12 protein-coding genes are annotated in these 14,027 nt (G+C 48.0%); 6 read left to right on the top strand and 6 right to left on the bottom strand.

Annotated elements, in window-relative coordinates; translation table 11 throughout:
• Nucleotides 1–11 precede the first annotated feature (11 nt).
• The 4 genes from JW881_12775 (at nucleotide 12) to JW881_12760 (ending at nucleotide 5,125) form a co-directional block, all read left to right on the top strand.
• On the top strand, nucleotides 12–719 hold the full coding sequence (locus tag JW881_12775) for a flagellar filament protein FlaA (protein MBN1698381.1): 708 nt from the start codon (nucleotides 12–14) through the stop codon (nucleotides 717–719).
• 132 nt (nucleotides 720–851) lie between these two features.
• On the top strand, nucleotides 852–1,598 hold the full coding sequence (locus JW881_12770) for a hypothetical protein (protein ID MBN1698380.1): 747 nt from the start codon (nucleotides 852–854) through the stop codon (nucleotides 1,596–1,598).
• Between the two features lie 3 nt (nucleotides 1,599–1,601).
• Nucleotides 1,602–2,015 carry a polymer-forming cytoskeletal protein gene (locus JW881_12765; protein ID MBN1698379.1) on the top strand — a complete coding sequence of 138 codons (414 nt, stop codon included), beginning with the start codon at nucleotides 1,602–1,604 and terminating at the stop codon, nucleotides 2,013–2,015.
• Nucleotides 2,016–2,164: 149 nt separating this feature from the next.
• Nucleotides 2,165–5,125, top strand: a complete 2,961-nt coding sequence (locus JW881_12760; protein ID MBN1698378.1) for an insulinase family protein — start codon at nucleotides 2,165–2,167, stop codon at nucleotides 5,123–5,125.
• A 120-nt stretch (nucleotides 5,126–5,245) separates the two neighbouring features.
• Here JW881_12760 and JW881_12755 read toward each other — a convergent pair whose 3' ends face one another.
• The 6 genes from JW881_12755 to JW881_12730 form a co-directional block, all read right to left on the bottom strand.
• Nucleotides 5,246–5,479 carry a hypothetical protein gene (locus tag JW881_12755; GenBank protein MBN1698377.1) on the bottom strand — a complete coding sequence of 78 codons (234 nt, stop codon included), beginning with the start codon at nucleotides 5,477–5,479 and terminating at the stop codon, nucleotides 5,246–5,248.
• Between the two features lie 85 nt (nucleotides 5,480–5,564).
• On the bottom strand, nucleotides 5,565–6,605 hold the full coding sequence (locus JW881_12750) for a zinc ABC transporter substrate-binding protein (protein ID MBN1698376.1): 1,041 nt from the start codon (nucleotides 6,603–6,605) through the stop codon (nucleotides 5,565–5,567).
• Nucleotides 6,606–6,849: 244 nt separating this feature from the next.
• Nucleotides 6,850–7,710, bottom strand: a complete 861-nt coding sequence (locus JW881_12745; protein ID MBN1698375.1) for a metal ABC transporter permease — start codon at nucleotides 7,708–7,710, stop codon at nucleotides 6,850–6,852.
• On the bottom strand, nucleotides 7,707–8,462 hold the full coding sequence (locus JW881_12740) for an ABC transporter ATP-binding protein (GenBank protein MBN1698374.1): 756 nt from the start codon (nucleotides 8,460–8,462) through the stop codon (nucleotides 7,707–7,709). The genes JW881_12745 and JW881_12740 overlap by 4 nt, the downstream gene beginning before the upstream one ends.
• A gap of 61 nt (nucleotides 8,463–8,523) precedes the next feature.
• Complete coding sequence (locus tag JW881_12735; protein ID MBN1698373.1) at nucleotides 8,524–8,790, bottom strand: CopG family transcriptional regulator; 267 nt, start codon at nucleotides 8,788–8,790, stop codon at nucleotides 8,524–8,526.
• Between the two features lie 188 nt (nucleotides 8,791–8,978).
• Nucleotides 8,979–11,447 (bottom strand): DUF3536 domain-containing protein, encoded by a 2,469-nt coding sequence (locus JW881_12730; GenBank protein ID MBN1698372.1) that lies wholly within the window; start codon nucleotides 11,445–11,447, stop codon nucleotides 8,979–8,981.
• Nucleotides 11,448–11,657: 210 nt separating this feature from the next.
• Here JW881_12730 and JW881_12725 point away from each other — a divergent pair, with 210 nt between their 5' ends.
• Both JW881_12725 and JW881_12720 read left to right on the top strand, forming a co-directional pair.
• Nucleotides 11,658–12,392 carry a DUF4912 domain-containing protein gene (locus tag JW881_12725; GenBank protein ID MBN1698371.1) on the top strand — a complete coding sequence of 245 codons (735 nt, stop codon included), beginning with the start codon at nucleotides 11,658–11,660 and terminating at the stop codon, nucleotides 12,390–12,392.
• Between the two features lie 31 nt (nucleotides 12,393–12,423).
• Nucleotides 12,424–14,010: a DUF1957 domain-containing protein gene (locus JW881_12720; protein ID MBN1698370.1), complete on the top strand. Its 1,587-nt coding sequence runs from the start codon at nucleotides 12,424–12,426 to the stop codon at nucleotides 14,008–14,010.
• The last annotated feature ends 17 nt before the right edge of the window (nucleotides 14,011–14,027 follow it).

The following is a 14,027-nucleotide window of genomic DNA, read 5'->3' as shown; positions in this document are numbered from 1 at the left end:
GGAGTGAAGAGATGAATAAGACAAGAATCGCAGCAGTCGTCGTTGTAATCCTGTTTCTCGGCCGGGGTATCTATTGTCAGGACAAGGAAATATTGGGAGACCGGGCACAACAGATACTCAAAGAAATCACCGTCGAACAATTCGAGGATCCGGGTTTATGGTACGGGGCCATTCCGTCCGACGTCGGTATCATTACATTGAGTCTTCGTGAGGGAAAACCCAAGAATCTTCTTGAAACGGAAAATAACGAAAGGCTCATCAGTGACGCGCAGTACGGTCTGCCTGCGGGAAGATACGTTCTGGGAGCGAAGATACATTTTTACAAACGCTCGATTTCCAGTTTTTCGATATATCCCGTCAGGCCTATTCCGATTGAAGGTATCACGAAACGTATCTCCGTCTGGGTAATCGGCCGTAACTTCAGACATAAATTGAAGGTCATCATAGAAGATTTTTTCGGTATCAGACACGAACTGACGATGGGAGATCTTACTTTTAAGGGATGGCAGAAAATGACGGTGACCGTTCCCGGATCGATTATGCAGGAAGAATACCACTATACGAACAAAGCCGGTATAAAAATCGTCGGATTCAAGGTCGATTGCGATCTTTTGGAATCATACGGGACATTCTATATCTATTTTGACGACCTGAGTGCCGAAACGGACCTTTTTGCCGAGGAATACAGGGACGAAGATGATGTGCCGGATAACTGGTGAGGTCATCGACAATTTTCTTGAATATAACGGAAGGACGGGAGCCCTCATGCAGGTAATGAGGGCTCCTTTTACTATGAGACGCTATGATGGTAAACTATGGGAAATGAAAACATTATATATCCAGAAAAGGAAATGAAAAAGATTGAAGATGCGATCAGGCATTATAGTGTTATCTTGAAAACAACAGTCGATCCGGGTCAGCAGCGGCGCGTGGGCAATAAACTGCGAGAATTAAAAACGTATCGTGAAAAAATACTATCGATGTTCGATATTCAGGAAAAAGAAGAGGGGCGGCAGCGTTCGATTTCAAATTCGCTTTCAAAAACAGAGGAAGAAAGCTTCCTTCAGCGGCTTATTGCGGTAAAGGGAGAAAAAACGGATATCGATATCGAAGTGTACTATTTGACACTCTATATGGATTTTTTTTATGCCGAGTTTCTGTCGATTTTCAGCGAGAGAAAGATGAAACTCGATTTTAAATATTCAATGGATAGGGATAATTTTCATCAAAAATTTCTCACGGTAAAACGAAGGCTTGATGATTACGTACAGGAGGCCGACCGGATACGGGAAGGAGTTTATGCCAAAGAAGTGGAAATCGATATGAGAAGGAGAAATATCAAAATCAAGAGAAATCTCTTCATCGAAGCATATCGATACTTCAAGAATATACAGTCATTTACCACGGATCTGTTGACGGATCTCAAATCGGACGGACTCAAGTGTCTAAACGGAGACGATATTATCAGTTTTGAACTGATCGAAGAAAAAAGGTATCTGGAAGGATTCATCGTGAAAGAAGGACTTGATGAACTCGACCGTTTCACCGAAGAAGTGTTAGACTATTTAAATATACCGGAAATTGAAGTACAGGGTTAAAAGGTGCAGGGAGATATAGAGGTTAATTCAGTTATTGGTGAAAATTCAGTCTTTGAAGGGAGATATTCGATAAAAGGTAATCTTCGTATTGACGGGCAATTTGAAGGTGAATCCCTTTTTGTCGATCAGCTTACCGTCGGGGCAAAAGGAAGGGTCAAGACCGATATCATCGCGACGAGTGTCGTGATCGAAGGGATTGTTGTCGGCAACATCTCCGCGTCCCGTCGAATACTTCTTCTTTCCTCGGCGCGCGTTCTGGGGAATATCGAGACGCCCGAACTCATTATCCAGGAAGGCGTTATTCTGGAAGGACGGTGCACCATTTCCCGGATGCAGATAAAAAATACAAAAGAATATATCGAATCCCTCTATGAAAGAAATCACGATATACAAGTTCGGCGGGGTGAAGGGGAATAGATATATTTAAAAACAATATAATTAATCAGGATAATAAAACGGACATTGTTGTTATGAGAGTCTCTCCTGTTACATTGAAACAAACGGATTAAGAGAAACGTTCATGCAAGTGAGAATGTCGCGGTACAAAATGATTGGAGAAAATGCCAATGAATACGCTTGTGGCGGGAGATAGTCTGTTCGGATTTACCGTGCGATCGGTTATGGAAATTCCGGATCATCAATCATGCCTCATTACACTCGATCATGTAAAAACCGGGTGCGAGTTTATACACTTCCTTAATACTGACAGGGAAAAGCTTTTCAGCTTTATTTTCAGAACGCCGCCGGATGACGATACCGGTATTCCCCATATCATCGAACATGCCGTCCTCTGCGGCTCACGGGCTTTTCCCGTCAAAGACCCCTTTGTCCTTCTTCTCAAGGGAAGTATGAAGACCTTTCTTAATGCATTTACCGCGCCTGATTGCACCATGTACGTCGGCAGCAGCACACTGGATCAGGATTTTTTAAACCTTATGCATGTGTATGGCGATGCGGTTTTTAATCCGCTGCTTAAGGAAGAAGTCTTTATGCAGGAAGGGTACCACCTCGAGTTTGATGAAAAAAATCCCGGGCGGCTCAGCATCGTCGGTGTGGTGTATAACGAGATGAAAGGAAATTATTCCGATCCCGAATCGATTGTGTATGAATATTCCTGCAGGGCTCTCTTTCCAAACACGACCTACAGGTATGAAGCAGGAGGAGATCCCGAACATATTCCCGATCTCACTTTCCGAAAGCTTCTCCGTTATTACAGGAAATACTATCATCCTTCAAACTGTAAAATCTTTGTTTACGGTGATATCTCGACGGCCGACATCTGCGAATTTGTGCACGGGCGGTTTTTGTCCCCCTACGGCCCGCGTTCGATAAAGTCGTCGATCATGTGTCAAAAAAGATGGAAAAGACCCCGGAATATCGAAAAAACATTTGCTTTGGCCCCGCATCTCGAGACAAAAGCACGCTCGATTATAACGATTAACTGGCTGATCGGTCCCGTCACCGATTCCCTTCTTCTTTTATCCTTCAGGATACTCGCTGAAATTCTTGTCGGTAATGCCGGTTCACCCCTGCGCAAGGTCCTTGTCGATTCGGGACTCGGCGAGGACATATCGCCCGCGACCGGACTTGAAACGGGGTTCAAGGAAATGGTGTTTTCCATCGGATTGCGGGGCACGGACGAGTCGAAAAAGGAAACGATGTTGTCGCTCGTCACCCGTACGCTCGAAAAACTGGCATCAGACGGGTGGGACGACGAGCTTCTTCGGGCCGCCGTGCAACGGATCGTCTTCAGGAACCGCGAGATATCGTCAAGCGGCGGACCTTACGGATTACGGCAGATGATGAGGGTCCTCAAGGGATGGTTGTATGATGCAAATACGGCGGACTCCTTTTTTTTCGATGAGCGGATGGATGAGTTCCGGGAACGGCTCGCACGGGAGAAGGACTATCTGCAACATCTCCTGCGAACATATCTTATCGACAATAATCACAGAACACTTCTTATTGTGAAGCCGGATCACGCACAAAAGCGGCGCGAGGAAACGAAGATCCGCAAACGGCTTTCGAATATTGAATCGAACGAAACCGAACTCGGGAAAATCAGGACGGCCATGGAGAAATTGAGAAAGTATCAGGAAACACCGGATTCTCCTTTCGACATAAAGAAAATCCCGTCTTTGTCGCTTCGCGATATGCCGAAAAGTCCCCCCGCTATTCCCATTGAAAAGCGGCTCGTGCACAATTCCGTGCCGCTTTACTTTCATGATATCGGGACAAACGGGATCGTGTATGTCGATGTCGCATTTGATATGAGCGGTATCGACTGTGAGTTGATTCCGGCCATGACTATGTTCAGAAAGGCCGTCAGCGGTGCAGGGCTGCCGGGCATAGGCTACGAGGTTGTCGCGAGAAAATTGTCACTGTATACCGGCGGGTTTTTCGGTACGTTTTCTACGAATACGGACGTGGTCAGCGGGGAACATCGGGCATATACCATATTCAGAGTAATGGCACTCGAGGAGAATGTCAAAGAGGCACTGTCATTGATGACCGATCTTCTTCTTCACGCCGATTTCACGGATACCCGCCGTATATCGGATATGGTTTTCGAATTACGCAACAATTACCGTTCATCACTCATCCCGAGTGGTAATTTCTATGCCTCACTTCGAGCGGGAAGCAGGCTTTCCCCGTCACTTTCACTCGAAGAGAAAGTGAGGGGCATCGAACAAATTCTCTATCTGAAAGAGCTTTCCAGGGGACTGGATGAAAAAATAGAAACGGTAAAAATGCAGCTATCGAGGGTACGGGATGAACTCGTCAACCGGCATCGGCTTGCACTCAATCTGACGTGTGAAAAAAAGTACCTTGACGTCGTCGAGAAGGAGATGGAACGAATGGTCGGAATGATTCCGGCCGGCCGGCCGCCGGCCGAGGACAGGACCGTCTATCGGAAACCCGCCTTCGATGATGAAGTTGAAGCCATTGCAACGACGACAAATGTCGGATATATCGCCCGGGCGTTTATGGGAGCCCCGTATACGAACAAAGAAAATGCCCTTCAGGCGGTCCTTTCCCACCTTCTCAACACCGGTTATTTATGGGAAGAGGTGAGGATGAAGGGCGGGGCATATGGCGCGTCAGCCCAGCTTTTTGGAACCGACGGTATTTTTATCTTTTCTTCTTACAGGGACCCCAATATCACGAAAACCCTCAGGGCGTTCAGGGATTCGCTCCTCGCCGTCAGGGGTAAAACATTGTCGTCCGACCAGATTGAAAAGGCGGTTATCGGGACCATCAGTAAAAGCGAGAAGCCCTATACACCGGCAAAACTCGGGTATATCAGTTTCAAGCGCCTGCTTTATGGTATTTCCGATGAAATAAGACAGAAAAGAAGGGATATTATCCTCTCCACCGATCACCACTCACTTGCTTCGGTTTCGGACCGGCTTCTCGACGCATATGACAAAGGGGTATCGGTCGTTATTGCGGACAGACAATCGATTCTTGGTGAAAGCAGCCAGATGCAATCGCTTTTATCCGGCTTGTGGGAAATAGAGACATAAAATAATTCCTTGTATTCTCTCTCCTTACAAAAGAACAAGGTACCGTTGAGGACGTAAGGAAATCGTTTGCGGTTCCCGGAAACTGCACGGCAGGTTTTGGGAACCGCATATGAGGGAAAACTATCTGGTCGCCTTATCCAGTTGTTCCTTGAGAATTTTTTTGTGTTCAAGGAAATTGAAGGATCTCTTTTTTTCCATCTCTTTTCTGACGGAGTCTTCGAGTTTTCTCATACCATCAGGAGAAATGTCCTTGTCAAGGATCATATCGTAACGAAACTCACGCATTTCCCAGGAATAAACATTTGAAGCATTCTGTATCGGTTTTTTGGTAATATCACAATAGGTTACGTTCATCGCTTTACACCTCTCTCACATGATTTAATGAAAAATCTATATCAAAGTTACGATTTTATCAAGCTTTTTCTGTTATTTTTTTTCCTCATTTCGGCATATCCATTCCGTCGGGCGGTTTCAATTCCTTATATATTCTCGCGATCATGATTCTCGATGCCCTGAGAAAGATATACTCGGGGGTATTCATTTCACCGAGCGAATATGCGTAAAGCTCGTCCCCGGACGTCACGTGGCCGCCCCGTTTTTCCACTTCATTAATAAGTCTTTGCAGGTCGTCATGCGGAAACGCCTTTTCGGGAAACACGGTTTCAATATTTCCGGCAATAATGAAATCGGCGAGTTCATTCAGCCGTTTTTGATTCATTGTATCGGTTCCCGGCAGATAAAGGCTTTTTACCTCGAAATCGAATGCCCTTCCAAAATAACGGAATGCGTCGTGAAGGGTAACGAGAATCCTTTTTTCACCGGGAATTCGGGAAGCCCAGCTGCCGATGTAGCGGCGGACGAAACTCAATTCCTGACCGTATCTGATAAACGTGGAACCGTAGTCGAATTCGAACTCGGGATCGACTGTGGCAAGGATATCCACCATATAGCGGAGTATCTTTTCCCATAAGGTAAGATCCCACCATACATGGGGATCGTATCCGCTTTCATACAGGTCCGATCTGATAAGGTCCTCTTTCGAAAGACAGGCGGTAATCGCCCTGCAAGGAACCGTTTTGCCGACCCGTTCGAGGGTGTCGGAAAGACCGGGTTCAAGGCCGAGTCCGTTATAAATGACAAGATCGGCGTCCATCATCAATGTTTCGTCTGATTCGGTTGCCTTGTAAAGCAGGGGGTTGGTTCCAGGCTTTATGATGATGGGGGTCGGATTCGATCGGTAGCGTGCGAACATGTACACCAGTTCACGGATAAAATCAGTTGTCACGACGATATTGAGCGGTTCGGGTCTGTAGCGGCTTTCATGGTCGTCGTCCGTCCGTGGCACCTCCTGAATCGATGTCGAGGCCGCCGGTTTCTCTTTCCCGCCGTTTCCGCAGGCAACCGGAATCACTGCCAGTGAGGCCGCCGAAAAGACGAATGCGGTCAGGGTCATCACGATAAGCCGTCGTGAAGGTTTCATATGGTCCTCCTCGGTTTTCGATTTATTCCGGGCCGGATACACGTATCTTGCTTCGGGCCCGGCCGCCGGTATCCGTTTTCATGTATAATAATGTAGTCCCTTGAAGAAGTTTCTGTCAAGTGAGCGGGGGCCGGACCGGTGATGCGTGAAGCACGAAGGGAATTTCATTTCCATGAGGAAACGGTTTCCAACGGAAGTTGCTTCTTTGGAGGAGGCGTTGTTACGCTTCGTGTACGGTGGTCCATCAATGCGGCCGCCGGGCGGACGACGCCCGATGCAGCTTTTTCGCCCCCAGTACCAGAAGGTACACGGTCCCGGAAAGAACGATGATCGTCGCACCCGCCGGAAGATCAGGGCCATAACTGATGATGAGTCCGCCGATCGTATACAGAAGGCAGAGGAGAATCGAACTCAGGGTCATCTGCCAGAGTTGTCTCGTGAAAATTGATGCGGTCGCCGCGGGCAGGGAGAGAAGCGCAATAACCATGACGATTCCCACGATCTGAATAAGGACAACAATCGTGAGAGCGGTGAGGACGAGAAGGGCGAGCAGGTAAAAACGCACGTTTATCCCCCGAAGGCGCGCATATTCGGCATCAAAAGAGATTGCCAGAATCCTCGTGTAGAAGAGGATACCGGCGGTCATGATAATGACATCGAGTATTCCGATCAGCATGAGATCCTGCGGACCGACCATGAGGATGTTGCCGAACAGGTAACTCATGAGATCCTCGCGGTAACCGGGTGTGGCGTAGATAAAGAGTATTCCCGTCGCCATGCCGATCGCCCAGATGGCACTCAATACCGTATCGATTCGCTGTTTGCTGTACAGGGTGACAAGTCCGATAATAATAGCGGCCGCCAGGGCGAAAACGATGGCGCCGTGCAGCGGTTGGATGAAATCAAGTCCGGCGGTCACATTGAGGTATTTTGCGATACCCATGCCGCCAAGTATACTGTGGGCGATCGCGCCCGCGATATAGGTGATTCGTTTTACGGTAATATAGCTTCCCACGACACCGCAGGCGATCGAGGAAAGGATCGCCGCGAAAAGCGCGTATTGAAGAAAGGGGAAAACGAGTACATCGCTGAAAAAGGCCGTCATGACATTAATTCCTCACATTCTCTTGAGTGTTCAACGAGATTGATATCGTAGTTATATATGGTTTGAATATCATTCCCGGTTAATTCTTTTGACGCGTGTATTTTTACGCTTTGATTGACGCATGCGATACGGTCGGATATTTTCGGAACAACACCCAGATCATGGGAAACGAGCAGCACGGTGATGTCCCGGGATATATCCTTGATAAGACAATAAAGCTGCTGTTCCGTGGACCTGTCGACGTGTGCGGTGGGCTCGTCGAGGAGGAGAAGCCGGGGGGAGGAAGCCAGGGCACGCGCGATCAGGACACGTTGCCGCTGGCCGCCCGAAAGGGAGGAAAACCGGCGCGGGCCGAAATCACGGAGGTTGACTTTTTCGAGCGCTTCATGGGCTGCCTGTCTGTCTTTCTTCCGGTAAAAAAGCCCGCCGGAAAGACCGAGACGTCCCATTAATACGACATCGATGACGGCAACGGGAAACTCGGGATCGAATATCGCATACTGCGGAACATACCCGGTTGTATGCTCGTTGTGTTCGGGCGATTGTGAAAATACCGTAATGTGTCCGCGATCAGGTCTGATAAGTCCGAGGATGAGTTTGAGTAATGTCGTTTTTCCGCTTCCGTTCGGACCGATAATGCTCACCATTTCGTTTTCATAAAAACTCAAGGTAACATCCTTGAGGACGTATGACTTATCATATGAGAAACTGACGTTTTCCATTCGGATAATTTCTTTTTTCATTTTACTCATCCCCCTCGTCCGTGATTCAATGTGCCGGACATATTGCCATGTATTTCACGTGACGGTCCGGCTATCCGGTTCGCCCCGCGCGGCACTCCAGATAAAATGATTCACATTCGCTGCATTTTTTAAGAGGATGGTTCGCCTTGAACCTGTCCCAATGCTCTTTCTGATCGATAGAAAGGATACCGCTTCCCTGGCAGAGCGGACAGAGATTCTCGAATGATTTTAATATGGCATTTCGTATAAATGCCGATTTATTCGGGAGTTTTTTCAATATCGCGGCAAGAGACGATTCGACTTTGAATGTCACCACATCATGTTTCTGTTTTGCCATGGTCATTGTTCTCCTTCTCTGCTATTATAATATTACTTTGTAATACCGCTGTCAAGGAGTCTGCATACGGCGGATTGCGAGTCCCGTGAGACAATTTTCCGTCATGCAAACGATCGATTTCAAATGAAACCGGCTTGTGAGAAAACGGGGTCGTCTTCCGCTGAGGCGGATTTATGCGGGTACGGAATTTACTCGAAAACGAAAAAGTTTTCCTTGTGTTTTTCTACGTCAAATCCTAATGTGGCGCCGAGTTTGATAAGGCGCCGAATTCTGTTGAGTACGGAAAAATCCATTTTACCGTCGAGTACTCTTGACGCGGCATGCTCCGCCGCTTTTAGCAGTTGAAATACCCTGTCCTGTGCCCGTGTTATTTCCGGTTCACTTCCGAAACGGCGACAGGTTTCAAGCAGATGAATGATAATCCTTGTCGGTTCCTCTTCGATCATATCGGTTAGCCGTTCCGCCTGGTAGGAGATGATCGAGGAGACTTTCGTTTTAAGGCTGTCAATATCAACGTTCAACTCGTATTCGTTTGCAAAAAGCATCAGATCCTTGATGCGGCCCAATGTCGCTTCAGAAGGAACAACCGTGCGGTCATTGAGTAATTGCTCGAGCATACGGTCGATTAGCAGCTCCGCGAGATCGATAATGGTGTGCGGTCCGCTGACGTTCATCTTTTTCAAATAGACGAGGGCACTCCGCGTTGCGTTGAATGATTCGATACTGTTGTTTATGCAACGATCGACAACGTGGGAGGAAACGGAATCGGTGATATGTGTTTTGAGTTCGACGGGCAGATCGGCGACGGAAATTTCGATTTCTTCCTGATGCTTGTCGCCCGGGACGTCCTCCCTGAGGGTGAGTGAGATCCCTTCGAGTTCCTTTTCCTTTAATGAAAAAACGTATGTCGTTTCATGCTGGACCATATAATTTCGTACGGTTACCCGTCCACGTTTTTCAACCACGGTTTTATTGGTACCCGGTTTTTCGGCCGAGAAATCTGCGAGTTTGAATATACCGTAGGTGTCGTTTTTATAGGTTTTGCTGGCCCAGAGTTCGGACAGAATAAAAATCGCCGCTCCATGCTGAAGTCCCTTTTTTTCCTCGAGGATAATCGATTCAACGATATTTCTTCCGGATCCGAAAGAACTGATGTTGCTTCGCGCGGTTTCAAGTTCGGAGAGAAACGGTGTGGTAATATCCTTGTCATAGGGCAGGCCATGGAGATCGAGGGCCTTTATCGCGTATCTCATGTTCTGCATTGTTTCGATTCCGGAGATATCCGAAAAAAACCAGCCGCAGGAAGTAAACATGTACATGGCGTATTTCTGGCCTTCCATGAGTGAAAAGAAACGCTTCAGTATGCCGGTATCGGAAGGGTCTGACCTGTCGACATATCGCCGGATAAAATTGGTTCTGTTTGCTTTTTCAGTTATGACATCGATATAGGTATTCCTGATCTCCATGGGATCGTGGGAAGAAAGCGTCGTCATTTCCCTGATAAAAAGAGCGCGAAGTTTGTCCCGAAGGGATATAAAGGCGTTTCGGAGGGGTGTACGCCATTCCTGGTTCCACCCGTCCCGGCTGCCTGTCGTACAGCCGCAATTTCTGTACCATCTGGCTACACCATGGATGCAGCTCCATGATGTACCGTGTCCCTGTTCACCTTCTTTCAGTTTGACAAGGCAAGTGGGAGGATACATATCGAGATACATGCCGTAGTTCATAAAAGTAAAATCATCGTTTTTTTCTACGAGTTTTATCAGGGCCGCGAGACACATATCGCCAAAGGGTTCGTGATGTCCGTAGACTTCTCCGTCTGTGGCGATATTCACGAGGTAGTGGGGGTCCGCATTCTGTTTAAAAGATATCAGTTTTTCATATAACCTGTCCGCATTACGAAGAAAATTCTGAAACGAGATTCCGGTTGCGAGGATATGATTATAGAAAAAAACGGCGATAGAGCCATGGGGCCGGTCAATCTGATATGCCTGGCCGCTCGGGACGGGATTATGGTGTAACGGCTGCCATTTGTTCGCGCCGATAGGACAAATGGCTTCCGCCTGCCAGGGAGAGAGAATGATGAACCGTATCCCCTGTTCGATCATTAAATCGATTACCGGCATGCTGACCGCCGCCTCGGGCAGCCAGATCCCTTCCGAATTTCTTCCAAAATGGGCCTCGAAATCCTTCAGACCCCAGATAATCTGGGTTCTGGCATCCTCCGGAGAGCAGAGGGGAAGAATGGTGTGATTATAGGCCTGGGCGATTGCGTTGCCGTGCCCGTTATTACGTTTCATGCTTTCCCTGTCCGCTTCGAGGATATTTTCGTAAACATGATCCGTGTTGGTTTTGAGCCAGTTGAGGAGTGTGGGCCCGAAATTAAAGGAAATATAGGCGTAATTGTTGACGATATCGGTTATCTGGCCGAAACCGTTCAGCGTCCGGGACATGGAATTGGCTGCATAACATTCTTTTGTAATACGTTCATTCCAGTCATGATACGGATAGGCGGAAGGTTGAGAGGGAACAAGCCCGATCCATGGATCTTCACGCGGTGGCTGGTAGAAATGGCCATGAATAATGAGGTTGTTCTTCATATATCCCATTGTACGGTTTTCATGTACTTTGTAAAGCAGGTTCGCCTGAATAACCATAGCGCACTTCTCGTGCCTTTTGCCCCCGGTCTTCTCCGGTCGCCGTACACAGGCGGCTTACGGGACAAGGCGGGTATTTTAGCCAGATCGCGGGCATATCGATGAAAAAATCAATGTAACAAAAAAAGCCGGGACTTCCTTCATCTTGACACACCGCCACGCATTCACTAGTATATAGGGTGTTATTACGAATGAAGATCGGATGTGATTATGAGAAGAGAGCGGCTTGAACAATTAACCCTGGATGAACTCAAAAAAATAGCGCACGATATTGATATTCCCGTCCCCGATGATATCGACCGTGAAACACTTATCAAAAGGGTTTGTGAATCGTACGATGAACGGGAGGAAGAAAGGGAGTTCGATAATGTTTCGGTGAAGATCGAGGGAATGAAGTACAGACTCTCGCGCGATGAAGAGCTGGATGTCCGCGACAGTGAAGAGATCGTACTGCCGGATTCATACGGGACGACTCGGATTATTCTGATGGCGCGCGATCCGTACTGGGCGTTCGCGTATTGGGAGATCGATAAACAAACATTGCGTCGGATAAAAACGGATCAGGGATTCGAGGGGCTGTTGTTGCGTGTGCACGACATAAAACTCATCGATTTTAACGGGAATAATTCAAATTTCTATTTTGATATTCCCGTTCTGCTCAACGATGGCAAATGGTACATCAATGTACCCCACCCGGACAGCGTCTATATCATTCAGCTATTGTATTCATCGAACGGTGAGAAGAAATTTATCGCACAATCGAACGTGATCAACTCGCCGCGTGAAAATATTTCCGGGGTGATCGATAATGAATGGATCGCTGGCTCCACGGACAAGATCATCGATTTAATCCGGAAGGATTTTGCCAGTTTTCATCCCGCCTCAGCGGGGATTCCCCAGCGGATAATATCATTTGTCAGCTCGAGCTATATCCCGTACGGATAGACGGAACGATTGAAGATCGAAAGGAAAAAAAATGTCAAAGGGTTATTTTACATTGGTGCTGCATGCCCATCTGCCGTTCGTGAGGCATCCCGAACATGAAGCCTTTCTCGAAGAAAACTGGCTTTTCGAAGCAATCTCCGAAACATATCTCCCCCTTCTGCGGGTATTCGATCGTTTGCAGCATGAAGGGATTCCGTTCAGGATTACCATCAGCATATCGCCGACTCTCGCCGCAATGTTATCCGACGAGCTTCTCACAGGACGCTATCTCCGCTACACTGAAAGACTCATCGAACTCGCGGAAAAGGAAAAAATGAGAACGGAGAACGAGCCGGAGTTTCATACCCTTGCCTGTATGTATGTCGATATGTTCAAACAGAATCATCATGATTTTATCGACGTCTATGGAAAGAACATCCTGAAGGGATTCAAGAAGTTCGAGGAAAAAGGTTGTCTCCAGCTTATCACCTGCAGTGCCACGCATTGCTTTCTTCCCCATATCGAAAACTACACGGAGAATGTCGGGGCACAAATACGGTTCGCGGTGGCGTCACACCGGAGGGTGTTTTCGGGCGATCCGGAAGGAATCTGGCTTCCGGAGTGCGGATATTATCCGGGGCTGGAAACCCACCTCAAAGATAACGGGATCCGGTTCTTTTTTACCGATACGCACGGTCTCCTCTTTGCAGAGAGAAAACCGAAATACGGCATATATGCCCCGCTTTACTGCAACAATCTCGTCGCCGCTTTCGGGCGGGATCCGGCTTCTTCATGGGCCGTCTGGTCCGCGGAGGACGGGTATCCGAGCGATTATCTGTACAGGGAATATTATCGCGACATCGGATATGATCTGCCCATCGATTATATCCGCCCGTACATTCATGAAGGTGATCTGCGAATCAATACGGGAATCAAGTATTATGCGATTACTGGACCCACGAACATAAAGAAACCGTATAACAGGGCGGCAGCGCTTGAAAAAGTGAAGGAACACGCGGATAATTTCGTCTATATGAGGTGCAAGCAGATAGAGCGTTTGGCCCCGCTTATGGATCGCCCGCCCGTTATCGTGAGTCCTTTCGATGCCGAACTCTTCGGTCACTGGTGGTTTGAGGGGCCCGAATGGATCGAACATATGATCCGTGTCACCGCAGAGGCGGCCGATATCGTCGGGATGAAAACACCGTCGGATTATCTCGACCTGCACGGCGCGAATCAGGTGTCCACTCCTTCGGCTTCGAGTTGGGGGAATAACGGGTACGGAGAAGTATGGTTGGACGAGAGTAACGACTGGATTTACCGGCATATTCATAAAGCGGCCGAACGGATGACCGAACTCGCGGTCAAATATCCCGAAGCGACCGGGATCCGGAAAAGGGCGTTGAATCAGGCGGCAAGGGAGCTGCTGCTCGCGCAGGCATCCGACTGGGCCTTTATCATGAAGACCGGGACGACGGTACCGTACGCGAAAAAGCGGACAAAAGAGCATATCGCCCATTTCACCACGCTGTTTGACGCCCTCAACGGCGACAGGATCGATCAAGCATGGCTTTCCGCGCTCGAGAAAAAGTTTACGATTTTTCCGGATATCGATTACCGGGTTTTTGCCGGAAAATAAGAGTAGTACCCATTGCC

It is taken from the genome of Spirochaetales bacterium (genome assembly GCA_016930085.1).
Lineage (GTDB): Bacteria > Spirochaetota > Spirochaetia > SZUA-6 > JAFGRV01 > JAFGHO01.
Note: the sequence above shows the minus strand (reverse complement) of the source record. Positions and strands in the feature narration are given on the sequence as shown.